This is a genomic window from Pandoraea vervacti, assembly GCF_000934605.2.
Taxonomy (GTDB): Bacteria; Pseudomonadota; Gammaproteobacteria; order Burkholderiales; family Burkholderiaceae; genus Pandoraea; species Pandoraea vervacti.
Genome location: NZ_CP010897.2, coordinates 5,131,546 through 5,156,929 on the forward strand (window position 1 = coordinate 5,131,546; position 25,384 = coordinate 5,156,929).

Consider the following 25,384-nt stretch of genomic DNA (forward strand, 5'->3'; position numbering starts at 1 on the left):
GGCCGACGCCGGGGACACTTTGAGCACTCAGATCAGAGTTACCTAAAAAGCGAAATTCTTGAAGTCATGCGGTTCTTCAAGCCCGATTTTCATCGACCTCACCTTCCCACACGAAGTACCACTTTTCAAACCATAGAGGGTCGAACCCACGCTCCTTCACATTGAACGCAGGGCGGACTTGGCTGGGCCATTTGCTCTCAATTAATCGCATGACTCCTTCTGGACTTGGATCAACAGGTTGGCGAAGGCCATTTTTGACGAGATCGTGGGGTTCAAACGGTTGGTCTTCGAACATGAGCGGAGCGTCCGGGCCGACTCCGTCCCGCACCCACCCCTCTCCCAAAAATTTCAAACGCCCTCTTCTCATTAACTCGCGAACACACCACAGAAACAGGTTCTTCATTTCGATGGGGTCGAAATTCGGCCGGAGGACGTTCAACTCCTCATATAAGTGCGCGATCGATTGCAGTCCATCGCACCGGAAGGCTACCAAGTCAAGCTCATCAGCCGTCATCAACATATCATTCACCTCTAAATTTAATTTCTTTCAAGCCGCCCGGCAGAGAACCACGCGCACCCTGCAAAGTCCATTCAAACACTCCCGTCTGGGCCGACGTCGAAGAAAACGGCCGAAGGGTGTAGGTTTGACCAGCCGCGTTGGTTGCTTGATAAATTGTTCCCCCTGGGACCTCCCTTCTAACAACAGGTGCTCCGTCACTTAATTTTCTTAGCAATGAGAATGCTGACGTCTCAGGATCCACCACGCGCATCGCCGCGGTGGTCCCCGAAGGATTTACTTGCAGAGGATATCGAATCCCGGCAATGTCAAATGTCCCCACCTTCCCCGAAATCGTGAGTGACACTTCCCCCAAAGGTGCGCGCGAACTTTTCAGGCTCGCTAGGGGATCAGCTAGGTTTGCGTTAGGGGTCACACCGTTGTCCATACCGGGTGTTAATCCTCCGCTCCCGAATCTGCTGGAAAGTTCGGTATCCCCCGCCGTCAACATATCACTCGATGCCGAAGGGCCTACGGTTGGTCCGGAAGGACGACTGAAGATTCCGCGCGCCGCCCCAACGAACCGTCCTAACGCCCACCCGGTTAGGAGCCCAAGAATGCCGTAACCCGCTGTAGTTGCCGCCACACAACCGGCCGTCTGGCAATCCGGCGTACCCTGCACAAACTGCTGCAAGCTTTGACCGTTCAGATATAGCTGTGCAACGTCATTGCGCGCGATTTGGCAAGCCGCATTGTCACCACCCGTCGCGCATTGGGTCGCCACTTCGACCTTCGCCTGGATGTAGGCAGCTTGGGTCGCAGTCAACGCGTCTCGATAGCAACTCATTGCCTGCCCACTGCAGGCTAGCTTCTGTGCAGTCAGGTACTGGTACTTCTCGCTCAACGCGTTGTTCGTCGCTTCGTTCTGCGCCGCCGTCACACCTCCATTCGGATTCTGACCAAGCACTCCCGATAGGCCAGCACCAGAAAGTCCTGCAATTAACGCGATGCTCGCGTTAATTGCAGAATTGTCGTAACTCGTGGTCTTCGTGACCGTACCATCACCGTTATCCGTGTACGTAACGGTTTCCGATCCGTTGTATAACGCGTCGCGCAACAATGGAGTGAGCACGGCGCTGGTAGCTGCGCCGATAGCGCCGCCACCACATCCGGTTCCCAACGCGGACGAGCTAGCACACCCCAGTGCCGCATGCGCTCCCACATATCCCAACTGTCCAAGGGCGTCCGGGCCAAGCGAACCAATTTGATATGCAAGCGCAGCGCTCAAATTGCTAACCCCACTGCCCTTCAACGCCTCAAGGAAGCTCCCTCCCTGAATCGTCGACTGCACGCCTGCTTGGATCACCGACTGCCCAAGGATTGCTATGCCTTGCGACAGAAGTTTGTCCGCGGTCGTCGCTGCGGCATTTGCTGCCGTGCCGCCCACATAGCTCGGGTTGACGCCAGCCAAACTGCTTAAGCTGCTGCTTGAACCTCCCAGCGTCGTATAACCGAGTCCTCCGTCACCGGAGTAAGTAATGCCGTTCAGCAATCCGGCCGTGATCGCACTTGCGAGTCCGCTCGTGATGACCGAACCGAAATTCATCGACCCCGTCATTGCCAACTGCGTGAAGGCCGAACTCGTCATCGCCGTTAGTCCGGCACTCAACGCAATGTTGCCGATGCCAGCACCGATGGCCACACCTTCCGCGGTGGTTCCTGCTGCCGCCATCAGCGTCGCCGCGCCAGCTTCCACACCTGCGAGTTGTCCCACCATCACGGAGAACATCGGACCCAGCACCATCGACATCGCCACTGCTGCGACGATCATCCCAACCTGCTGAATCCCGAAGTTCCCGCCCTGCTTCACGAAATCCGTGTGCAGGTCGTTCTGCATTGTCTGCTGGAGGAAGTTGTCGCCCAACTGTGCAGCGACGCCTGCGATGAAGGCTTGCGTCGCCGCTTGGTCAACTTGACCGTTCGGGTCTAAGAGTTGAAGCGCACCACCGATCTGGTTGAACTGGTCGACGTTCAGCGTCAGGCCACCTGCGGCTGCGCTCATGAAGCCACCGGGCTGCACCATCGTGCCGGTGGTCTTCAGGTAACCCGAGTCTTTGATGTAGCTCCAGATCTCGCCAACGTCGACCACGTTCGCGCGGTTTGTCAGCGTGCCGGTGTTTACCGTCAGCGTCCCGCCTGAGGTGATGGAACCCGTGTTCAGAATGCTGCCGCCTGTGGCCGTGCTGCCGAAGTTCAACGACAGGTCGTTGCTCGCCAGAATCTGGCCGCCAGCCGAGAGCGCCGAGAAGTTCTCCGGCAGGTACACCTGCGGCATCAGCGCTGTGACGGTCGGGCACGCCGCGTTGCCCGTCGCAGCACACCCCGGCTCCGGCACCGTCTGCTCGACGTACCACAGCATCGGTTGAGACAACCCTGCAACCTGCTCAGGTGTCAGGGCCTGACCCAGTTGGATGTTGTTCGTCTTCGCGTACTCCACCGCGTTGCCGTACAGCACCAGCTTCTGCTGGTCGTTCACGCTCAACTGCGACGTGCTGTCCGTCGACAACCCATTGATGAAGCTCGCCTTGCCCGTCTGCATTAGGGCGGCTTGCTGGAGTTGGATGGCTTCTTGCTGGGGAGAAAAGTAGAACGTCGTCGTGCTCGGTTGCAGCGACGCGGGCAAGTTCGAGATCAGCACTTGCGGGGAGACAGGATCGAGCGTTGCGCCCAACCCGCCCACGACATAGCTTGGGCCGTTCTGCTGGCCGACCGCGCCCGTGAGGATCGATGATCCCGTGCCGCCCAAGCTCGCCGGGATCGTCAGGTTCAGACCACCGTTCGCCGGTGCCAGGCTAATTACCTGCGGTGGGTTGCCGACTTGCGGGGTGTAGGTGTTGGCCGTCGTGATGCCGTTGACCAAGCTCGTGCCGGTGAGCGACACCGACTGGCCCACCACGTTACCGACGTTGACGATCTGACCGCCCGACGTGAGCGTCAAATTCGGCGCCTGAATCGCCGCAGCGATGTTACCCACCGGCGTCGGCGGGTTGATGACGCCGCCTACGCTCGTGTAAGCATCCCCATACAGCGACGTACATTCCGCCGCACTGCCGCAACTCCACACATCGTGACGCTTGTCCGACTCGAACATGCCCGTCTCTTGCACCCAGTGCGAGTGCCAGTAGGCATTGAGCGTCTGCGCACTGTTGACCACCGGGCCGCTGACGTTGATCGTTGCGTTAAGCCCCGCCGTGATCAGACTGCCGACGTTCGTCAGCGACCCGGCATTGATCGTGAGATTTTTCCCCGCACCGATGATCGACGAGTTGCCCGACTGCTGATCGACGTACGCCTCGCAGTAGCTTTCCTTATAGCCACCCGCCGTCATACAACCCGAGTACTTTTCGAGCTTGCCGTAGTTCTCGTGCACCTGAACCGGCGGCGGCAACGTGTTGGTGATGCCGCCTGCGACGTTCAAGGTCAGGTTGTTGCCCGCGAGGATGTTGCCTGATGTGTTGGTGAGCGAGTCAGCTGCGGTCGTGCCCGTCGCCGACGAACCCACACCGCCGATCACAAGATCGTGACCGGCGATCAGATCGCCATACTTGTTGTTGATCGTGCCCGCCGCAATCGTGAGGTTGTTGCCCGCGATGATGGCGGCGTTGTTCTGCGCGAAGGTGAATGAGGTGGTGTTCGGGTTCTGCCCGCGAACGTCGTTACCCCGGTAGCAGGCAACGTTGCTCGTTCCCGCCGCGCATCCGGCCTGTGACGTGAATTGCTGGGTATTCCCGCCCTGATTCGTGACGCTCGCAGCGTAAATGTTGACGTTGTTCTGGGCGTAGATCATGCCCTCGTTCACGAGGTTGCCGCCGTAGAGGTTTAGCGTATTCGCAGCGGTGATCAGTCCGAGCGATGTCGACCACGAAATCGTGGAAGTCGACGTTGGGGCTGCAGCGTCCGTCGAAATCTTGAAAGCGACGAGTTCGTGCTCCTTCTGAATATCGGCGATCGTTTCATAGTGAGCAGCCGGAACCTCGATCTCACCGAGAGAAGCCAATTGCGCAAGAAACGCAGAATACTGCCCCTGATCCACCGCATTGAGAACAGTACTTGTCGCCGTCGGCGCTACCGCACCGTTGGAAAGCGTGCCGACATTGAGTGTGACATTCCGACCTGCCGCGATCTGCCCGCCCCTATTGGAAAGATTCGCAGTTGTCAGCGAAACATCTCCACCTGCGATCATGACACCCGACGCACCCATCTGAGTCACAGTCGATGTTTGGTTGACCGTTGGCAACACAATGGCGATTGACGCCTGCGCACCCGGCACCGGCGCAGCGCTCATTTGCCAATAGTCGTAGTCGACTGGATAGTCGCCCACCATCCGACTGCCGCGGAACTTGTTCATGTAGAACGTTCCGGAGCCAGCCACCGGCTCGGCGGTCCCAGGATTACACGGTCGCGACAGAAAGACATCGCAGCGGTCGCCCGTCCAGGGGTTGATATTCTCAGGTTTGCTTTCCAGCGTTACGCCCGTGGGCGACAGGAGATCACCGAGCGTTGCCGTGGACGTCACGTCGAGCCACCGCACGTTCATGTCGCCTTCGCCTCCACCGGCACCCAGGCTGAGCTTCGAACCGCGCGTTCCGATAATCGCGCTCCAGATCAGACTCGGATCAACGACCGTCGTCGTAGTCGTCACCGACCCCGACCCCGCCGCCTGATCATTCACCACCGCTCCCGCCGTCACCGTCAGGTTGTTCCCCGCGATGATGGTGCCGCCGATGTTGTTCAGCGTGCCGGGCATGTTGAACGTGATGTCGCCCGCCGCCTGCGTCGTGGCGCCGGCGTTCGTGAAGTTTCCACCACTCACGTTCAGGTTGCGGTTCGCTTCGATGAGGCCACTGTTGATGACGTCGCGGGTCAACGACAGATCGCGGTCAGCGTGAATCGTCGCGCCCACGCCGTTGATCGTCGCCGCGTTGATCGTCACATCGCTGCCGCCCACCACACTGCCGCTGTTAGTGAACCAGCCGTTGCTCGCCAGCGTCAGTGCACCGTTGCTCTGAATCGTGCCGCTGTTGATGAACGACGACAGGCCCGTGAGCGACGTGCTCGCGCCGCCCAACTGCAACATGCCTGCGTTATTGATGACGTTGGCCGTGATCGACATCGTGCCGCCAGCCTGCAACGCGCCGCCCGTCACGTCGAACGTCGCGGCGTTCATCGACGCCGCCAGATTGCGCGTCGCGGCCAGTTCGCCGCCGGCGGTCGTGACCGTACCCGCGCCATTGACCGTCAGCGAGAGATCCGCGCTCGTTGGCGTTGCACTCGTCACGTCGCCCGCAAGGATCATGCCGCCGTTGTTGTTCAATCCGTTGACGTTGAGCGACACGCCGCCCGCGCCGAGCAGCGTGCCGCTATTGGTCAGCGTGCCCCCCGCCGTGACGGACGTCGTGCTGCCGTTGAGCAAACCGGCATTGGTCACGTCGCCGGTCGACGTCATCGTCAGCGCCTTCGTCGACGCCAGTTGCCCGCCCGTCTGATTGACGATGCCACCGGCGTTGATCGTCAAAGCGCCCGCGCTAAGCACCGACGCGCCTGCCGAGTTCGTAAACGTTCCTGCGCCTGCATTGAAGGTCGTCGCGCCGTTGATGAGCGCGAGGCCGTGCGTCCTGATCCATTGCGTCGCAGTCACATCCAACGCACCGCCGACGATCATCGCGCCGGTGTCGATGCGCGCGCCACTCAGCTTCGCGTCTTGGGTGACGAAGAGTTGCCCGCCGCTGGCATCAAGTGCGCCGATTGCTGTGACCGTGAAGGATTTGGACGCGGTCGTAGCGCCGTTGATGACGACGTTCCCGCCATCGAGCGTCATGTCGCCGACGACGGTGTTGGTGCCTCCCAGCGTGAGCGTCTGCCCCGCACGCAGGGCGATGGTGTCGTTGCCCGAGACGTTCGCTACGCCGAGGTTTCCGCTCTGCGCGGTCAACGTCATCGCACCCATGCTCGACACGCCTTGCAGTGCCGTCAGATGCGTCGCAGCCGTCGCATCGAGTGTGCCACCCACGAGCACCTTGTCCAGCGTCAGGCTGCCCGACGTGCTGGTGAGCGATGCCTTGCCCATCGAGGTCAAGGCATCGAGCAACGCGTCGCTGGCGGATGTGATCCTGACGTCACCCGCCGTATCCACACCGCCCAGCGTCAGCTTGCCGCCGGAAGTGACCGCCACGTCCTTGCCGAACGTCAGGGCGCCATTGCTTCCATTGATGTCGCCACCCGATTGCAATGTTGCAGTGCCCTTGCCGAGCAGATGGCCGCTCAGCGCCATCGTCGTGCCGGACGTCAGCAACGTGTCGCCGTTGACCTGCGCGGCCCCCATCGCCAACGCACTGCCCGCCTTCGCCGTGAAGTTCTGAATCGCGGTGACGGGGCCGGTCAGCGTGACGTTGCCCTGCATCGCGGTCAGTGCGATGTCCTGATTCGCCGACAGCGCGCCGGTCACCGTCAGGTCCCGCGCGGCCGTGACGGTCAGACCCTCACCCGCCGTCACTGCACCGCCGAGCGTCACGTCGCGTCCGGCATTGACGCTCAGGCGGGCGCCTGTGCCGACATCTCCTGCAACGCGAACGTCACCCGTACCGCCCGCCGTGAGCGTGGCCGACTTGCCCGCCTGGATAGCGCCCGTAGTCAGATCGCCTGTCGTGGTCATCGCCAGCGCATCGCCCGCAACGATGGCTCCCGTGACTTGCGTTGCACCACCTGACACCGTGGTGAGGCCACCATTGCCAAACGTGAGCGACGTAGCGCTGAGCTTGCCGCCTGCCGTCAGCAGACCGGCGACGGCGTCTGCCACGACGCTACGTACGTTGCCCAGCGTCATGTCGCCGCCGGAGCTCAGACGCACCAGACCGTTGGCCGTCGTGTCGCCTTGCATCGTGAGCGACTTGCCCGCATTGACGCTCACGTCGCCCTGCGCGCCCGCGTTGCCCGTGGTGATCGCGCCGTTCGCCGCCGTCAGCGTGAGGTGGCGCTCGGAAGCCGTGTCGCCTTGCAGACGAATGTCGCCCGTCGCGGCGCTCACCGTGACGTTGTCGCCACCGACGGTCTTGCCGGTCACGGCGACGTCGCGTGCACCGGAGAGCGTTACCGTGCCAAGTGCGACGGCGTCGCCGGTAATGGCGACATCGCCGCCGCCCGCTGTCACCGTCAGCGCCTGGGTCGCCTGCACGTTATGCAGACCTGCGTTGTTTGCGGCGTGGACGTCGACGTTCTGGCCGGAAAGCGCGCCCGTGAGCGCAATGCTGCGCCTCGCATCGAGCGTGACGTCTGCGCCGAACAAGGCGGTACCGTCACCGAGGATGTCGCGACCGGCGCTCAACGCGCCGATCCCCTGCACGTTCGTTTGTCCAGTCAGCGTGAGATCGTTGACGGCGGACGCACGCAAGTCGCTCTGCACGCTCAGCTTGCCGCCAAGCGTCGCATTCCCCGCGCTCGTCGCCAGCAGCGCACCGGCTGTCGTCACATCCCCACTGATGGCGAGGTCGCCCGTGCGCGTCATCAACGAGAGATCGCCCATCGTGAGCGCCGTCCCCGTCACCGACAGATGGCGTTGTGCGATCAGTTCGCATGCCGCACCGCACGCCACGCTGCCGGCAAGGAGGATGTCGCGCGCGGCGCTCGCCGAGAACGCATTCGGCGACGACACTGCGCCGTTAAAGACGATGTCGCCCGGACCACCCAGCGCGCCCGCCGTGCCGGTCGTCGTGACCTTGATGCCGGTGGCCGAGTTGAGGATGCCGAGCATCGCATTGCCACCGGCCGTCACGTCGATGGCATTTGCCTGCACGCCGCCCGTGATTCGCGTGTCGCCTGCCGACGCGAGCGTGGCATTGCCCGTGAAGACGGCCTTGCTGCTGCCGTCGCCGGTATCGAGCAACGTGCGGCCCGCCGTCAGGTTCGCGTTCACGCCGACCAACACCGCGCCGATTTGCAGATCGCGTCCGGCGTTGATCGTGACGTCGCGCAACGCACTCGTCGACTGACCAAGCGTGACGTCTTGTGCGGCGTCGAAGAAGAGATTCGCCGCGCCGCTGACACCGCCCGTCGCGCGGATGCTACCGCCACGTGCCGTCAGGTTGGCGTCGCCTACCGACTGGATCGCGCCGTCCACGACGATGTCGCGTTGCGCGTCGAGCGTAGTGCCCGCACCACCGCCGAGCGCGCCCGCCACGATGATGTCGCGCGCGGCCTGCAACGACACGGCGCCCGGTGCGCCGGATTCGCCATTGACGATCACGTCGCCACCGCCGGCAAGCCCCTTGGCGGTCAGCGTCAATGCGCCGGTCGACTGCGCGTTTTTGACGGTCACGCTATTGCCCGCGACGACCGTCAGACCGCCGCCCTGCAACAGGCCGTTCTGGTCGACGTCTCGCGCTGCGCTGACGTCAAGCGCGCCGGTGAACGACGCCGAACCTGTGCCGCTCACGTCGCGTCCGGCATCGATGCGTCCGGCGCCCTGACCGTTCAACGCGCCCTGGACGACCGTGTCGCGCCCCGAGGCGAGCGTCGTGTTGCCCGCAACCGCCGTCTGCCCGCCCATGACGACGTCCGTCCCCGCCAACGCGGTCAGTTGCCCGCCGACGCCGAGTTTGCCCTGCGCGTCGACGTTGACACTGCCTTGTGTGGCCGTCAGCGTGGCGTCTTTCACCGTGTGGACCGTGCCCGTCATGTTGACGTCGCGTGCGCCGGCGAGCGTGGCGTCGTCGCCCGTTTGCAAGGTGCCTGCGACGGTGACGTCGCGCGCGCCCTTCAGCGCGACTGCACCGACCGCACTCGATTCGCCATTGACGATAACGTCGCCACCGCCCGCATTGCCGTTGGCCGATACTGAGAACAGGCCATTCGACGTGACGCTGGACACCGTTGCGCTGTTGCCCGCAGCCACGCTCACACCATTGCCCTGCAACACGCCGGACAGATTGATGTCCCGATTCGCAGTGAGCCTTGCGGCATCGGAGAACGCCGATGCGCCCGCCCCGACGAGATCGCGCCCCGCTTGCAGCACGCCCGCCAGCCCGACCAGTGCGCCATTGAGCACGATGTCCTGACCGGCCGTCACCGATGCGTTGCCGATGGCACTCGTCTGGGGTGCGCCCAACGTCACCGTCTGCCCCGCGCTCAAGGCAAGCGTGCTGTTGGTGCTCAGATCGGCCGTCGTCGTCAGATTGCCGGATGACGCCGTCATGGCGACATCGCCGACAGCCGTCACAGCGCCGTCGAGCTGAATGTCTCGCTGCCCGGTCACGGTGAGCCTGTCGTTCGCCGCGATCTTTCCCGTCGGGGTGATGCGCACGTCGCGTGCCGCATTCAGTGTGGCAACGCCGAACGACGCGAGCGGCCCCATGACGCGAATATCGCCACCACCGCCGAGACCGTTTGCCGTGACGTCCAATGTGCCGCTGGCCTGAATGTCGCCGAGCGTCACATCGTTGCGACTCGTGACGACCAGATTTGCCGTCTGCAACTTGCCGCCGAGCGTGGCGTTTGCGCCTGACGTGAGCAACGTATTGCCGAGGAAATGCGCACCGCCGCCAATGTCGAGGTTCCCGCCCGCGTCGAGGGTGGCTGTGCGTTGTCCGGAGACATTGCCCGACACGCGCATGTCGCCATCGGATTGGAGGCGGACGTCGCCCGCCGCTGTAGCAGTGCCCGCGATGTCGAGCGTCGTACCCGCATTCGCCTTCAGGTCTGCGCTGGCCTCGATGGAGCCCGGCACCGACACGGCATTGGCCGCGCTCACCGACAGCGTCTGGTTCGTGCCCGCGGTTTGAAGTGTCCCGGTGACGGTCACGTTGCGCGAAGCGGCGAGCGTCAGGGCGTCCCCACCGGCCGTCGTGCCGTTCACGAGCACATCGCGCGCCGCCGTGAGCGCCGCCGCGCCATAGAACGAGACCTTGCCTTGCAGCGCGATGTCGCCCCCACCCGCGCCCCCCGCGCTACCCAGTGCACTAAGCGCTGCCATGCCGGTGCTTTGCGCGTCATTGAGCGACAGGCTCTTCCCCGCTTCCATGTTCAGCGCACCCGCCAGCAAGGTACCGGTCAGCGAGACGTCACGAGCCGCGCGCAATGTCGCGTTCGTTCCGAAGGCGAGCTTTCCCTTGCCGGTGAGGTCGGCGCCTGCGCGCAGCGTCGCATCGGTTTGTCCGAGCAGCGTACCGTCGATATTCAGCGCGCCGTCGGCGCGCAATCGCGCGGTTTGCGTCGAAGCGATATCGCCCTGAACGTCGAGGCCGCCTCGCGAGGTCATGTCCAACTGCCCGCCGGAAGCGAGCGTGCCGTCGACGCGCGTGTCGCCCGCCGATTGCGTCGCTACGCCACCGTGCCCCGTCAATCGCGCGCCCTGGGCGATCTGCAAGTCGCCGCCGGTCGTAATCGACACGTTGCCCGTCGCACCGGTGCTATCGGTGACGAACATACCGCGCGCGGCATTCGCGACCAGTGCGCCCGCGACGGTCACCGGTCCCGTGAGACGAATGTCGCCTTGCGCGACATCCTGCGTCGCAAGCGACAAGTCGCCACCGACTTGCGCTTCGCGCAGCGTCAGCGCTTTGGCCGCGCTTAGCGTGGCACTGTCGTTGGACTGGATGTTGGCGAGCGTGAGATCGCCGCCTGCGCGCACGTCCAGTGCCTTGCCCGACTGAAGCGAGCCTGCCGCCGAGATGTCGCCGGTCGCCGTCAGGCGATAGCCCGTCTCGCCAAGTCCGGTACCTGTGAGCGCAACGTTGCCCGCGCTGCTCATCTGCACCTGTTGCTGCGCGGCGTGGTTCGCCACCGTGAGATCGCCGCCGGACGAGAGCGTCAGGTCCCCGGCGGTGGCCGCAAGATCGCCCGCCATGCGCACGCCAAGGCCCGCCGTCGTGCCGATCACCTGGATCTGCCCGGCAGTCATCGCGCCGAAGCGGGTAGCGTCAATCGCGAGGACCTGCGCGTTGCCCGTGGCGCGCTGCACGGCCTGCGCCGTATTCGCCGCGCCGTTGGCGCCCGTGATGTAGCGTGTGCCCGTGCCGTCCACGGCGCCGGTCGAGACTTGCTGATTGCCGGTGATGACGTTGATTCGCGTACCGGCATACAGCGGTGCATTGACACCGACTGTCTGGCCGATCAGGTCGATGGCGCCGACCGTGCCCTCGATGCCGCTGCCGGGACCGTTCGCGCCCGCGTTGCCTTCCAGTTGAATGTGGCCACTGGTGACGTTGTAGCCGAGCGCGCCGGCGTTGGCGAAATCGGTCGGCGTGCCGCCGGGCGCGCTCAGAAATTGGGGCGTGCCCGTGGTAAGCGTCACGCCGATGGTGTTGGTGAACCCCGCGCCGCGCACCGAAATGCCGTTCGGATTCGCGATGATGACCGTCGCAGGTGCGCCGAACACCTCCAGCGGACCGTTCAGCGCGCTCGCGTACGCGCTGCCGGACGACGTGACCTGATTGACGATGGTGCTCGCCGTGCGCCCCGACAGATTGGGGTTAGCGGCGATGGCGCCGCCGTTGAGCGACGTCCCGTTGAGCAGGCTGTTGTTGAGGATCAGGCCCGCAGCGTCGACGTTGAAGGTCTGGTACTGGTTGAGCGAGATACCCGCCGCATTGGGGGCGGTGATGTTCACCACCGGTACGCCGTTGCCGCTCGTTATGATCTTCGGCGCGAAAACGACAGGGGCCGTCGGATCGGTGATGGGGGCCGCAAAGGCTTCACGCATGCCCACGTGTACGCGTAGCGTGGCGAGCGAACGCATCACCGTCAACGCAGTGTCGTCAAAGCCCCCGCGATTGGCGGCAAGTTCGCGCGCCGCGGACTGGCTCAGCTCGAACGTCACGGAGATTGGACTCACGAGCAGCGTGAGGGCGACGCAGGCCGCAATCGCGCGTTGCCACAAACGAATCGTCGGCGTCTCGTTGAGGACGAGATCGCCTGCGTCGTCGGCGCGTGCCGATTGACGAGCGGTTTTCCCGGCTTCGATGAACTCTCGCGAAGTTTCCTTCATGACGTGCCTTGTCCGTTTCTATGACGTGCGTTGCCCCGGGGCTGCTGTGGTGGACACAGCGGCCTTGCGACCTGCAGATTGCGGTGCGTGCGGTAGAGCGACTGCGGTTACTGCTGAATCCGTGCGTTCTTGACGAGGTCGCCGATGACCTGCGCAGTCGCCTTCTCCATCGCCACTTGCTCAAGTTGCTTGCGCAGCAGCGGTGCGCTGTCTTCGAACTTCGGAATCTGCGTGGCGCGCTTGTCGTCCATGCGCAGAATCCAGAACTGCTCGCCGATCTTCAGTGGCTCGGCAGATACCGCGCCCTTGGGCAACTTCACCAGGGCTTCGGCAATCGGTTGCGGCCAGTTCTGCGTATTGCCCGCCGTGATCGGCGTCTTGAACGAGACCCAGTTCAGTTGGCCGCCCTGCGCGGCGTTGGGACCCTGGCTGTACTGACGCGCCAGCGCCGCGAAATCGCTGCCTTTCTTGATCTCGTCGAGCACCGTCTGCGCGGTGGCGGCGTCACGTACCGCAATGGCGCTGGCGTGATACTCGTTTTCGCCCAGCGTTGCGACCACGGCGTCGTACTTGGCCTTCACGTCGGCATCGCTCACCGGAGCGGCGTTCAGATGCTCGGTCATGTACGTGCGCGTGACGATCATCGTCTTCGCCGCTTCGAGCGCCGCCTGCACTTCCGGGCGCGTCTCGTAGTGCTGCTTGAGCGCAGCCTGCTTGAGCAGTTCGTTGGCGATCAATTGCCCTTTGAACAGTTCACGCAGTTGCGCACTGTCGGGCTGTCCGCTCGCCTTGACCATTGCGTCGACCGACGCCCTCGAGATCGTCACGCCGTTCACGCTGGCGACGGCGTCGGCGGGCAGCGGCTTCGATGCCGTGCCCTTGCCGTCAGTCTTGCTGTCGGTCTTGCTGTCGACCTTGGCGTCCGCCTTGTTGTCCGATTTGGTCACCTGCTTCGCCGCCATCGCACTCGGCAGCGTCACGCTCAGCGCTGCGAACACGCTCGCAGCCACGCACACACGGCTGAACTTCACCTTCATCGATTCCTCTCCCGCAACGTTGGCGGGCGCTGCGAGCCGAGTGCCCGCAAGCCCGCATCTTCAGAATTCATCCCGCCCAGTTGAGCGTGACGAGAACGACACTTCCCTTCGGCCCCAGCGACGATGGCTGCACCAACGCGCGCCCCGCCATCAACTCACCCGAGAACGTCTGCCCCCGGAACTGCCACTGCGCACGCACCCCGACACCGGCGCCGACGAGCGTCGGCCAGCCCGACTCGGCCACCAGATGCGCCTTGCCGCCGTCGAGAAACAGATACGGCTCCCATCGCAGGCCCTGCCAGACGGGCGCGTTGGCCCATACGGCCTCGTTGCGGACATAGAAGCCGCTGTCGCCCGCGATACCGCCTTGCAGGAAACCGCGAACGGAATCGGTCCCGCCAAGGAAGATCTGTGCGTTGCCGAAGAGCGCCACGCCGCTGTACTGTCCGGTGAGCGTGGTACGCCACGTCCAGTACGTCGGGCCAAGCTGGGCGAGCGGCATTTGCACCGTCGTGCTGGCGTCGAGTTTGGTGAACTGTGCGTGGGCATCCTGCTTCTGGATGCCGTCGAAGTCGCGCGTGGCGTCGAGCCATGGCAAGCCTTGCGAGATGCCGAGCGACGCCGTGAGCGCCCCAGGCTGACCGTTGCGCGTGAAGCGCCACAGTCCCGAGACGCCGACGCGCAAGATCGTGAGGTCCTGCGGTGAGAGGGGTATGTCGTTGACGTCGCGCTCGGTAGAGAGCTTGGTGAGTGTGGCGTCGAGACTCACGCGGCCCGACGACGAGCGCGTGAGCACGGTGTTCCATCCGAAGATCTGACTGAGCGTGCGGCCGTAAAGCAGCGCTGTGCCACCGATGATCTGCTGGTATTCGGAAAGCGCGGCGGTGTAGCTGAACGTCTGATATCCGTAAGGGACGGCGGCAGACACGACGAGCGCATTGCTGTCGCGCGTGCCGGTATAGGCCAGGCTCAGCGACTCCTGCAAGCCGATGACGTTGCCTGCCTCGACCGACGCCCGCGTGCGCCAGCGTCCGGTCGCCGTGCTGCCGTAGTTGTCGAGGCCGACGTTGTAGTTCAAACGGCTGCCGAACGGATTCTGAATGGCGACGATGGACTCGCCTGCCGCCTGCCCCGGCAGTATCTGGATCTGCGCCTGGTTGCGACGCAACCGATTGATCTGATCGACGCCCTGTTCGAGTGCGGGCAATGCCAGCACGTCGCCGACCGATGCCGGAAAGGCCCAGGCGGTGCCAGCCTCCGTCAGCAAGCCACCACCGTCGCCCGGCTTGCCTTCGCCCGAGGGGCGCAACGCCCCGCCATTCAGCGTGAAGCCGCTGATGCGGCCCGCAACGATGGTGATGGCCAACGTGCCCGACGACAGGTTCTGCGGCGTTGCAAGATAGGCCCGCGTGGTAATGAGACCGTCCGCCACGAAGGCTTCCGTCAGACGACGCAGCAGCAGGTCGATGCGCCGACGACCGAGCGCTTTATGCAGGAACGGCGCGGTAATGCGCTCGAGGCGCGACTGGCTCAGCACCGTGTCGCCCTTGAAGACGATCCGGTCGATGCGAAACGTTGGCTCCGGATCGGCGAGCGTTTCGACGTCGGCATCCACCGGAAGATCGGGAACCCGGGACGCCGCAGAAGGCGCCACTTCGATCTGCGCGGGCTGACGATCGAGTTCGCGCTGCAATTCGCGATTGCGTTGCTCGTCGAGCAGCCGTTGCCCCGGGTCCTGCTGCGGCACGATGCCGGAGGGCAACGTGGGCAGCGGCGGCAGTCCCGGCGGGGTTTGTGCGAACGCAGCGTTCGTCGTCCAGCACAACGCGAGCGACACGCCAAAGATGCGCGAGAGGATTCCGATACGCATCGTCATAGGCCGAACCACGTTGTCAGACCGAGGTGTGTGCCGATGCGCGCGGGTTCACGATAAGGCACGTAAGCCGTCTCGATGCCCTGCGCCGCACGCACGCCCCTGGCGCCCGTGATGACGCCGCCCTTGATGACGCCTCGCCCGGTCAGCACCACTTCCCCCGAGGCGGCGGAAAACAGGCCCCCGTCGTTCTGCGCATAGATGGCCGCCCAGTGGTTGCCGAACCATGCTTTAAGGCCCCGAGTGCCGTTGTAGGCGGTGTAACCCATCAACCCCTGGGCGGTGACGAGCGGCGCGTCCACCGTCAGGTCGCCGCTCCACGCAATGACGTTGCCGCCCACGTTGCTGGCGCTTTGCCCCGCCCGAAGGGTGACACTGCCCGCCGCCTGCATCTGTCCGCCATACGAGGCCGTCGTGCTCGACGCCACCGCCTTGCAGAAAATGAAGCACGACCGCTGGTACGACGCCTGACCGGCCATGACCGCCTGATTGACGAGGTCGTTCGTCGCGGTGACGCGAATGTTGCCGCCGTTGGTGAGCACCGTGCCGCCGTTGTTGTAGACGTTACGCCCGGAGAGCGAGACGTTGCCTGCGTCCGCAATGATGTAAGCGAGTTGGCCCGGCGCGGGAATCGAGCCGTAGTCGACGGAGAAACCTTCGTCCCGCGTCGAAAAAAGCAGCCAACGCCGGCCGCTGTTGGCGTAGGCCGTGGCGACGCCGCCGTTCGCGCCCTCAACGTGGGAAATTGCGTTGCTGAGATCGCCCTGCGCTTGCATCGACACCGACTGGTTCGATTCCACGCGCGCGTTGAGGTTGACGATGTCGCGTGCAGCGCGCATGACGACGTCGTCGTTCACGCCGAAGATCACGCCGAACGCGCCGCCCGGATTCGTCGGATCGGACGTGTTGGTAATGGCGCCGGTCGCGTTCAATGTGATGGCGCCCGCCGACGACGCGAGTGCGGTATCGCGCGCAACGCCCTGAATCAGGCTGCTGACGTTCGTGATGTCGCCCTGACTGTCGATCACGACGGCGCTGCGCGACGACACCAGCGTCGACTGAAGGGTCCCGGCGTTGGCCATCAATACGCCATGGCTCGAGAGGTTGATCGAACCGCCTGCAAGCATCGCCGCGCCACGCAGCGTCGTTTGTCCCGCTGCTTGCCACGACAGGTTATTCGCAACGTTGATCTTGCTCGACGGCGCCAGCATCACGTCGCCTGCGGACGTCAGCGAAAAATCCCCGGCGTTCGCCATCATGGCGCCCGCGTGGCGCACGCCAGCGCCAAGATCGGTCGTGAGCAACTGGATTCGGCCTGAGGTGATGCTGCCGTTCGGCTCGACGTCGAGCGCAATGGCATTCGGGTTCGCCTGCTGCTGATTGGCGAGCGTGACCCAGTCGTTGTTGTTGTCGTCGGGCGAGAAACGCGTGTTGAGCGAGACTTTGCTGCTGCCCGCGATCACGCGAACGTAGGCCGTCGGTGAGGAGAAGTCGTTGGTCATCGGCGCACTGACCTTGACCGACTTGGCGATGAGCTCCAGCCCGATGAGCGTGCCCGCGAGCCCGCCGCCTGCGACTTCGATGGTGCCCTGCCCGGTATTGAGCACGACGTTACGCTGGTAGAGACCGGGGGCGACGAGCACGTCGCTGAACGACACCTGACCGGTGGAGAGCGCGACGTGGCCGGTGTTGACGAACGAGCCTCCGTTCACCGTGATGCCGTTGGGGTTCGCCAGGACGACGTTCGCCCGCGGGCCGGCAACGGCAATCTGGCCCTGAATCAGGCTGGGAGCAGTGCCGGTCACTTCATTGACGATGGTCCGCGCGTTCACCCCGGCGTTGTTGAGAGTGGCGCCGGCACGATCGACGTTGAAGCTGGTGTAGGTGTTGTGGGACACCCCGTAAACAGGCGGGGCGATGGCGACGTTCTGACGGCCATCGGCGCCGACGCTAACCGATGTGGCCGTGCCGCCATCAGGCACGATGCCTGCGGCATGGCAATGCGCAGCCGCAACCGCAGCGAGCATCGTCGCCAGGCCGTACTTCGCTACCCCTCGGAATGTCTGAAACCGCTGATTCCCCGAACTACGATTGTTGTGCCCGCCAATCTCGCCGGCCAACGGCGAGACTTCGCGCGTTGATTGCCTAGGCATCTGATCTTTCGTTTTTTAGTTGTCATACTGCTCATACATCCGAAGGCCACGTCTGACGCGGCTGTGCGCCGCATCGTCGGTGTTCCCCGAACGGCACTCCGCGCGCCGGCTATCGTGTCGTGCCAGCTTCGCGCGAAGTCCCGCGCCCCTCGAATTCCTAGCCGATGAGAACCGGCCCAGACAGAGCATTACGGAAAGACTTCAACGAATCTTTAGACTACCGACAGATTTTTTTTGATATTTTTCGTGGCCTTCTGTCGTATTGCGAAACAATCTCATTCAGTTGCAATCATTAGAATCGTCGAATACAGAGAATCTACGTTTAATTACGTAGGTCGTTGATTTCTTTGAATGACTTTCAGTGAATCAGGAAACATCAGGTATCCATATGGATTGCGCGGCATCTATGAAGTCGAGAAGCCGCACGCTTCGGAATTCGCTTCAAACTATTCGGATTCCGTCGTTTTTAGGAATGAAACCAGCTCACGTCACGTCAACCCCGCGCACGCCGCCGCCATCTCCGCAGCGGCGGCCTGCAAGGCGGGGACGAAGCGTCGTTCGGCTTCCGCACGACTGACCGCCTGATCCAGATAAATGACGTTCAGGCTCGCGAGCACGCGGCCCTCTGTCTGAATCGCCACCGCCACCGCGCCGATCTTTCGCTGGTCGAGCCAGTCGCCATGATTCGAGCCGAAGCCGTCCTCTCGTGTCTGACGCACAAGATTGCGGATGAACGCATCGTCGTTCGCAAAGCGCTGCTGCAACTCGCCTCCCGCGCCCGTGCGCAACAAATCGAGAATGTCCTCACGCTCGGCGTCCGGACACATACAGAAGTAAGCGCGACCGGCAGCGGTGAACAGCATGGGCAAACGTCGCCCCACCATGGCGCGGTGAAACGACAGCGGACTGAAACGATGTGTCGTCTCGCGAATGATCATGGCGTCGCCGTCCGGCGTCGTCAGATCCGACGGCCACACGACTCGCTGCATCAGTTGCCCCATGATCGGCGGCGCCACCGTCGCAATGCGCTCGTCGTCCGTGAACCCCTCGCTCAGCGATCGCACCGCGAGCGCCAGCCGAAAGGTGTCATCCGAGGTACTGCGGCGCACGAACCCCTCCTCCAGCAACGTTTCCAGCAGCCTGCGTACCGTTGTGCGATGCAGTCCCGTCGCTTCGCTCAACTGCTGCGCCGTGGCGCGTCCGCGCTCCATCGCATTGAGCGCCCGCAGTACCAGCAGGCCGCGCGACAGACCGCGCACATTCGGGTATTTGCTCACAAAAATACCTTTCAAATCAATCATGTGCATTCTATGCACATTTCGGCGAATTTGTTGAGCACTTTGCTTCCCCTGCCTAGACTCATCGAAAAATCAGAGAGCTAGCGGAGACACCCTCCTTTGTGCACGAGCGACGTTCGCGACGCGAGTCGCTCGACAGCCGAACCCAGCCCAACGATTAGCGGCCGACACGAGCCGCCATGGAATCACCGAACGCAGCACGCCGATGAAACGCGCCGAATCCGCGCGGGGGCGCGCTCGCGCTGAAAAAACGTAGGAGCGAGACACATGACTGCATCCGTCAATGCCGCAGACACGGCAGCCGACATCACCACGGACGTCGCGATCGTCGGCGCCGGTCCGGTCGGATTGATGATCGCCAACATCCTTGGCCTGCAAGGCGTGCGCGTCACCATCGTCGAGAAGCTCGACCAGCTCATCGACTATCCCCGCGCCATCGGCCTCGACGACGAAGCCCTGCGGGTCTTCCAGGCCGTTGGTCTCACCGACGCGTTGCTTCCCCACACGACACCCGACCACTGGATGCGCTTCCTGACGAGCGACGGACACTGCTTCGCGTCCATCGAACCCCAGACCGACGAATTCGGCTGGTCGCGTCGCAACGCCTTCATCCAGCCACTGGCGGACCGCGTGCTGTTCGAGGGACTCGACCGGTTCGCGCACGTCAACGTGCTGTTCGGCCACAGTGTCGAAGCCCTCACGCAGGACGCCCTGGGGGTGACGCTGACGACGCGCACGAACGACGGTGCGCTCCGTACGCTGCGCGCCGCCTATGTCGTGGGTGCGGATGGCGGAAACAGCCTGATCCGGCGCATGCTGGAGGTGCCGTTCGAGGGACGCACGAAGCCCAACCAGTGGATCGTCGTCGACGTGCGTAACGATCCGGTCGGCGCGCCACACGTCTATCTGCATTGCGACCACAAGCGCCCGTACGTCTCGGCCGCGTTGCCGCACGGCATTCGCCGCTTCGAATTCATGGTGATGCCCGGCGAGACGGAAGAAGAACTCTCGAAGCCGGAGAACATGGCCGCGCTCATTCGCAAGGTGGTCGCGCACCCGGACAAGGTGGATTACATCCGCAAGCGCGTCTATACGCACAACGCCCGCCTTGCACGCACCTTCCGCGTGGAGCGCGTGCTGCTCGCGGGCGACGCCGCGCACATCATGCCGGTGTGGCAAGGGCAAGGCTACAACAGCGGGATTCGCGACGCCAACAACCTCGGCTGGAAGCTCGCGATGGTCGTCAAGGGGCAATGCTCGGCGCGCCTGCTCGACACCTATACGGCCGAGCGCCGCCCGCACGCGCGCTCGATGATCCATCTCTCGGAAGTCGCGGGCGACCTCTTCGCGCCGACCACACGCTTCGGTGTGCGGTTTCGCGATGCCTTCGTGCGCAGCTTCAACCTGTTTCCCGCGGTCAAGCGCTACTTCGTCGAAATGCGCTTCAAACCGATGCCGCGCTACGAGGAAGGCGTTGTTCTGCTTCCGCCCGCGCAGCATACGGGCGGATGGCTCGCCCGCGTGCTGGAGCGCTCGGGTAATTCGGCGCCGGGGCGTTTGCTCGGTCTGATGAGTCAGAAACGGGATTCGTGGCTGGGCCGGCTCGCCTACGGCCGCGATCCGCTCGCCAGCTCGCCGGTAGGCCGTCTGTTCATTCAGCCGAAGGTCCGTACGAGCCAGGGCGAGATTCAGCGGCTCGACGACGTCATCGGCAACCATTTCGCCGTGCTGGGCTGGGGCGCCGATCCGACCTTCGGTCTGACGGCCCAGGCGCGGGCCGTGGCCGACAGGCTCGGCGTGCGTTTCGTGCTCGCCAAACCCGACGTCCAGATGGCGCACACCGACGATGTCCCGGCGGGCGTGATTGCGATCGGTGACCCGCTCAACCGCCTGAAGAACTGGTTCGCGGCACGCCCCCAATCCGTCGCGCTGCTGCGCCCCGATCGCTTCGTTGCCGGGGTCTGCGCACCGCAGGAAGTCTCGGACATGCTCATTGAACTTGCCAGCAAGGTGAGCCTTTCCGAAGCGCCGGTCCGTCTTGTAACGACGCCCGCCGCAAACGTACCCACCGACGCCCCCGTCACCCTGCAAAAAGTCGCCGGAGCCTGAACATGCCGATCCATCTCGAATGTATTTCGCACACGCCGCTGCACGGCTACTTCGATCCCGCCGACGACGTCGTGTCCGAAGTGAAGCGCATTCAGGAACAGGCGCGCGAGCGCGTGCGCGCGTTCGACCCGGAACTCGTCGTGCTGTTCGCGCCGGACCACTTCAACGGCTTCTTCTACGACGTCATGCCGCAGTTCTGCATCGGCGCCGCTGCCACCGCCATTGGTGACTTCAAGAGTCTGGCCGGCACGCTGCCGGTGCCGTCGGCCACAGCCCATGCGCTCACCGAAGACGTGCTGGCGTCGGACGTCGATGTCGCGCTGTCCTATCGCATGCAGGTTGATCACGGCTTTGCCTACGCGCTGGAAGTGCTCACGGGCGGGCTCGACGTCTATCCCGTCGTGCCGGTGTTCATCAACTGCGTCGCCCCACCGATGGCGACGCTGCGCCGCGCGCGCCTGATGGGCGACGCCATTGGCCGTCACTTTGCGCAGACGGACAAGCGCGTGCTGGTCGTGGGCTCGGGCGGCATTTCGCACGAGCCGCCGGTGCCCGAGTTGATCGGCGCGAGCGAGGAAGTCGCGGAGCGTCTGATCGCCGGACGCAATCCGTCGCCCGAGTCGCGTGCGGCGCGTCAGGCCCGCACGGTCGCGGCGGCGAAGGCGTTCACCTCGGGTGAGAGTCATATGCATCCGCTCAATCCGCAGTGGGACCGGGCATTCCTCGAACTGCTGGCGAGCGGCCACCTGAGCGCGCTGGATCTCATCGACAACGACACGATCACGCGCGAGGGCGGGAAGTCGGCCCACGAAATCCGCACCTGGGTCGCCGCATTCGCCGCGCTCGCCGCCTATGGCGAGTATCGCGCATCGGTCAACTATTACCGCGCCATTCCCGAGTGGATCGCCGGATTCGCTGCCATGCACGCCGCCCCCCGGAAAACCCTCGCGGCTGCGGCCTGAATGCACACGGAACCCTCCATGCCGAATTCATCATTGATCCAAACGCTCGCCGAGCGCCTTCGTCAGGCCGAGACGTCGCGTCAGCCCATCGCCCCGGTGCGCGGCGAAATCGCACTCGACGACATGGCAAGCGCCTATGCCGTGCAGCAGCACAACGTCGACCTTCGTGTCGCCGCAGGCGAGCGCGTTGTCGGCCGTAAGATCGGACTGACGTCGCTCGCCGTTCAGAAACAACTCGGCGTGGATCAGCCCGACTTCGGCGCGCTGTTCGCCAGCATGGCGTATGGCGACGCGCAGCCGATGCCGCTGACCCGCCTCATTCAGCCCAAGGCCGAAGCCGAAATCGCGCTCGTCCTTGAGCACGATCTCACCCACGAGAAGCACACCTTTGCCGACATCCTGCGCGCGAGCGCGTATGCCGTGGCCGCCATCGAAGTCGTCGACAGCCGCATCGAGCAATGGAACATCCGCTTCGTCGACACCGTGGCCGACAACGCGTCGAGCGCGCTGTTCGTGCTGGGGAGTCGACCGGTGAAGCTCTCCGACGTCGACCTGACGGCCTGCGCCATGACGCTCTCGCGCGACGGCGAAGTGCTCTCGCGCGGCAACGGCGCGGCGTGTCTGGGCAACCCGCTGAACGCGGCCGTCTGGCTCGCCGATCGCATGGCGCAGTTGGGAACGCCCCTTCGCGCAGGCGACGTCGTACTCACCGGTGCGCTCGGGCCCATGGCGCCCGTGACCGAAGCGGGAACGTTCGTCGCCGATATCGAAGGCCTGGGCAGCGTACGGGCCGTATTTGCCTGAGGACTGGCATTACACAGGCGTTACACAGGCATTACACAGGCATTACCCGAATCGAACGATCCGCCAGCAAGAGCGGACGGATAAGCAGACAAGGGAAACATTCCCTGACTATGGAGACAACGCAATGAACGCATCAACACCGCAGGAAGCGAACCGCGCCAGGGGCAGCTTCGCGACGATCGGGCTGTGCCTGGCCATCGCACTGCTCGAAGGCCTCGACCTGCAATCCGCAGGCGTGGCCGCACCGCGCATCGCCAAGGAATTCGGACTCTCGGTCGCGCAGATGGGATGGGCCTTCAGCGCCGGCGCCATTGGCCTGTTGCCGGGCGCGGCGCTCGGCGGGCGGCTTGCCGACCGGTGGGGACGCAAGCGCGTATTGATGATGTCCGTTGCGTTGTTCGGCATCTTTTCACTTGCCACGGCGCATGTCTGGAACTTCGAGTCGCTGCTCGCGGCGCGCTTTCTGACCGGGCTGGGTCTCGGGGCCGCCATGCCGAACCTGATCGCCCTTTGCGCAGAAGCCGCCCCGCACGGCCACCGAAACACCGCCGTGGGCGCGATGTATTGCGGCATGCCGTTCGGCGCTGCGCTGGCGGCGGTGATCGGCATCGTCAGTCCCAGCGAAGAAGGCTGGCGTCACGTGTTTTACGTCGGTGGATTCGGTCCGCTGTTGATGGTGCCGCTGCTGGGTCTGTGCCTGCGTGAATCGGCGCAGTTCGTGGCGAGCCGCGTGGCGCGCTCCGCGACGACCGGCCCAAGCGCACAACTCACGGCGCAGGCCACCCCCAGCGTCATGCACGCGCTGTGGAAAGAGGGGCGCACGCGCACGACCATTGCGCTGTGGATCAGCTATCTGGGCACGCTCATCGTGCTCTATTTCCTGATGAACTGGCTGCCGTCGATGGTCGTGGCCAATGGCCTGTCGCGCGCGCAGGCCGGCGTCGCCATCATGATGTTCAACATCGGTGGGGGCATTGGCGCTATCGGTATCGCCAACGTAATGGATCGCTTCTCGCCGCGCCTGACGGTGATCGGCATGTATATCGGTATTGCGCTGTCGCTGGCGGGACTGTCGAGCGCCATCGGTGCGCTGACGATGGCCGCCGGGGCGTTCTTTTGCGGGCTGTTTCTCGTGGGCGGTCAGTCGGTGCTCTATTCGATGGCGGGTCAGGCTTATCCGACGGAAGTGCGCGGCACGGGTGTCGGCGCCGCGGTGGCGATCGGACGTCTCGGGTCGATTCTCGGGCCGTTGATTGCCGGGCAGCTTTTCGCACTGGGACAGAGCGCGTCGATGCTGGTGTCGTCGAGCATTCCGCTGATCGTGATCGCCGCGATGGCTGCACTGACGGTCGTGGGCACGTTCGCGCCGCGCCTTGTGGGAGGTATGGCCCAGTCGGGACGTTGATGCGGCGTCGCGCGACGGCGCCATTCGGCGCATTCGATAACAGCACCGGATTGGGCAGCGAGATGCGCACGGCATCGCTGCTGCCCTCGTTTTCATTCTCATCGTTGCCATTATGTCGGCAACACTCGCAGAGGAAGTCATCATGACTGCAACCCAATCGACCGGCACGCCGTTCACGGAAGCGTCGACAAGCCGTTTCGTCACCATTCGCGACGCGGACACCGAATTCCGCATTCATTACAACGATGTCGGCAGCGGCGCCGAGACCGTGGTGATGCTTCACGGCTCGGGACCGGGCGCGACGGGATGGGCGAACTTCAACCGCAACGTCGCGCCGCTGGTCGAGGCGGGATATCGTGTGTTGCTGGTGGATTGCCCCGGTTGGGGCAAGAGCTCGTCAGTGGTCAACACGGGGTCCCGTTCGGAGCTGAACGGACGTGTTCTGAAGGCAGTGCTCGACGCACTCGATATCGAACGCGTGCACATCATCGGGAACTCGATGGGTGGGCATAGCACGGTGGCGTTCGCGCTGGCGAATCCGACGCGCGTGGGCAAGTTGATTCTGATGGGGGGTGGGACCGGTGGCCCGAGCCAGTTCGTGGCGATGCCGACCGAGGGGATCAAGTTGCTCAACGGTCTGTACAAGGACCCGACCATCGAGAACCTGAAGCGCATGATGAACGTGTTCGTCTTCGACGCCAGTTCGATCACGGACGATCTGATGCAGGCACGGCTCGACAACATGCTCGCCAACCGCGAACATCTCGAAAACTTCGTGAAAAGCCTCGCCGCGAACCCGAAGCAGTTCACGGACTATGGCACGCGACTTGGTGAAATCGCCGCACCGACGCTGATCGTCTGGGGCCGGGAAGATCGCTTCGTGCCGATGGACGTCGGCCTGCGTCTGCTGGCCGGTCTGCCCAACGCGCAATTGCATGTGTTCAACCGTTGCGGCCACTGGGTGCAATGGGAGCATGCGGATGCGTTCAATCGGATGGTTCTGGACTTTTTGAAGCATTGAGGGCGGAGGCGACAGCGCCCTGGCGCTGTGGTTTCCGCAGGCAAGACAAGGGGTTACGTGAGGACCGCGTAACCCCTTGTCATTTTTCCGCCCGTTGCGGACATCGAAATCCTGCGGCGTCGAGCCTCGGATGCCCCTTAGCCCAGTCCCGCCGAAGTGGTCCCGAACCGCAGTGCGTATACGACTAAA

The 25,384-nt window shown here is 63.9% G+C and carries 11 protein-coding genes; 5 read left to right on the top strand and 6 right to left on the bottom strand.

The window, feature by feature from the left end; translation table 11 throughout:
* Positions 1-76: 76 nt before the first annotated feature.
* The 6 genes from UC34_RS22385 to UC34_RS22410 all read right to left on the bottom strand — a co-directional run bounded on the left by UC34_RS22385 (position 77) and on the right by UC34_RS22410 (position 18,873).
* Complete coding sequence (locus tag UC34_RS22385; protein WP_044457254.1) at positions 77-520, bottom strand: hypothetical protein; 444 nt, start codon at positions 518-520, stop codon at positions 77-79.
* 1 nt (position 521) lies between these two features.
* Positions 522-12,533 (bottom strand): two-partner secretion domain-containing protein, encoded by a 12,012-nt coding sequence (locus UC34_RS22390; protein WP_052811193.1) that lies wholly within the window; start codon positions 12,531-12,533, stop codon positions 522-524.
* Between the two features lie 107 nt (positions 12,534-12,640).
* Positions 12,641-13,570: a peptidylprolyl isomerase gene (locus tag UC34_RS22395; RefSeq protein ID WP_044457255.1), complete on the bottom strand. Its 930-nt coding sequence runs from the start codon at positions 13,568-13,570 to the stop codon at positions 12,641-12,643.
* A 67-nt stretch (positions 13,571-13,637) separates the two neighbouring features.
* Positions 13,638-15,440, bottom strand: a complete 1,803-nt coding sequence (locus UC34_RS22400; RefSeq protein WP_044458565.1) for a ShlB/FhaC/HecB family hemolysin secretion/activation protein — start codon at positions 15,438-15,440, stop codon at positions 13,638-13,640.
* A 2-nt stretch (positions 15,441-15,442) separates the two neighbouring features.
* Positions 15,443-17,596: a filamentous hemagglutinin N-terminal domain-containing protein gene (locus UC34_RS22405; RefSeq protein ID WP_237165178.1), complete on the bottom strand. Its 2,154-nt coding sequence runs from the start codon at positions 17,594-17,596 to the stop codon at positions 15,443-15,445.
* A 488-nt stretch (positions 17,597-18,084) separates the two neighbouring features.
* Entirely contained in the window at positions 18,085-18,873 is a 789-nt protein-coding gene (locus tag UC34_RS22410) for a DNA-binding transcriptional regulator (protein WP_044458567.1), read from the bottom strand.
* A 288-nt stretch (positions 18,874-19,161) separates the two neighbouring features.
* Here UC34_RS22410 and UC34_RS22415 point away from each other — a divergent pair, with 288 nt between their 5' ends.
* The 5 genes from UC34_RS22415 to UC34_RS22435 all read left to right on the top strand — a co-directional run bounded on the left by UC34_RS22415 (position 19,162) and on the right by UC34_RS22435 (position 25,195).
* A complete protein-coding gene (locus UC34_RS22415; protein ID WP_044457256.1) occupies positions 19,162-21,003 on the top strand; it encodes a bifunctional 3-(3-hydroxy-phenyl)propionate/3-hydroxycinnamic acid hydroxylase in 1,842 nt (613 codons plus the stop codon).
* Positions 21,004-21,005: 2 nt separating this feature from the next.
* Positions 21,006-21,965, top strand: coding sequence for a 3-carboxyethylcatechol 2,3-dioxygenase (locus UC34_RS22420; RefSeq protein WP_044457257.1), 960 nt, complete (start codon positions 21,006-21,008; stop codon positions 21,963-21,965).
* An 18-nt stretch (positions 21,966-21,983) separates the two neighbouring features.
* Positions 21,984-22,769 (top strand): 2-keto-4-pentenoate hydratase, encoded by a 786-nt coding sequence (mhpD, locus tag UC34_RS22425; RefSeq protein WP_044458568.1) that lies wholly within the window; start codon positions 21,984-21,986, stop codon positions 22,767-22,769.
* A gap of 124 nt (positions 22,770-22,893) precedes the next feature.
* The gene (gene mhpT, locus UC34_RS22430) at positions 22,894-24,174 is read left to right on the top strand and encodes a 3-(3-hydroxy-phenyl)propionate transporter MhpT (protein ID WP_044457258.1); all 1,281 of its coding nucleotides are present in this window, start codon (positions 22,894-22,896) and stop codon (positions 24,172-24,174) included.
* Positions 24,175-24,316: 142 nt separating this feature from the next.
* Complete coding sequence (locus UC34_RS22435; protein WP_044457259.1) at positions 24,317-25,195, top strand: alpha/beta fold hydrolase; 879 nt, start codon at positions 24,317-24,319, stop codon at positions 25,193-25,195.
* Positions 25,196-25,384: the final 189 nt, after the last annotated feature.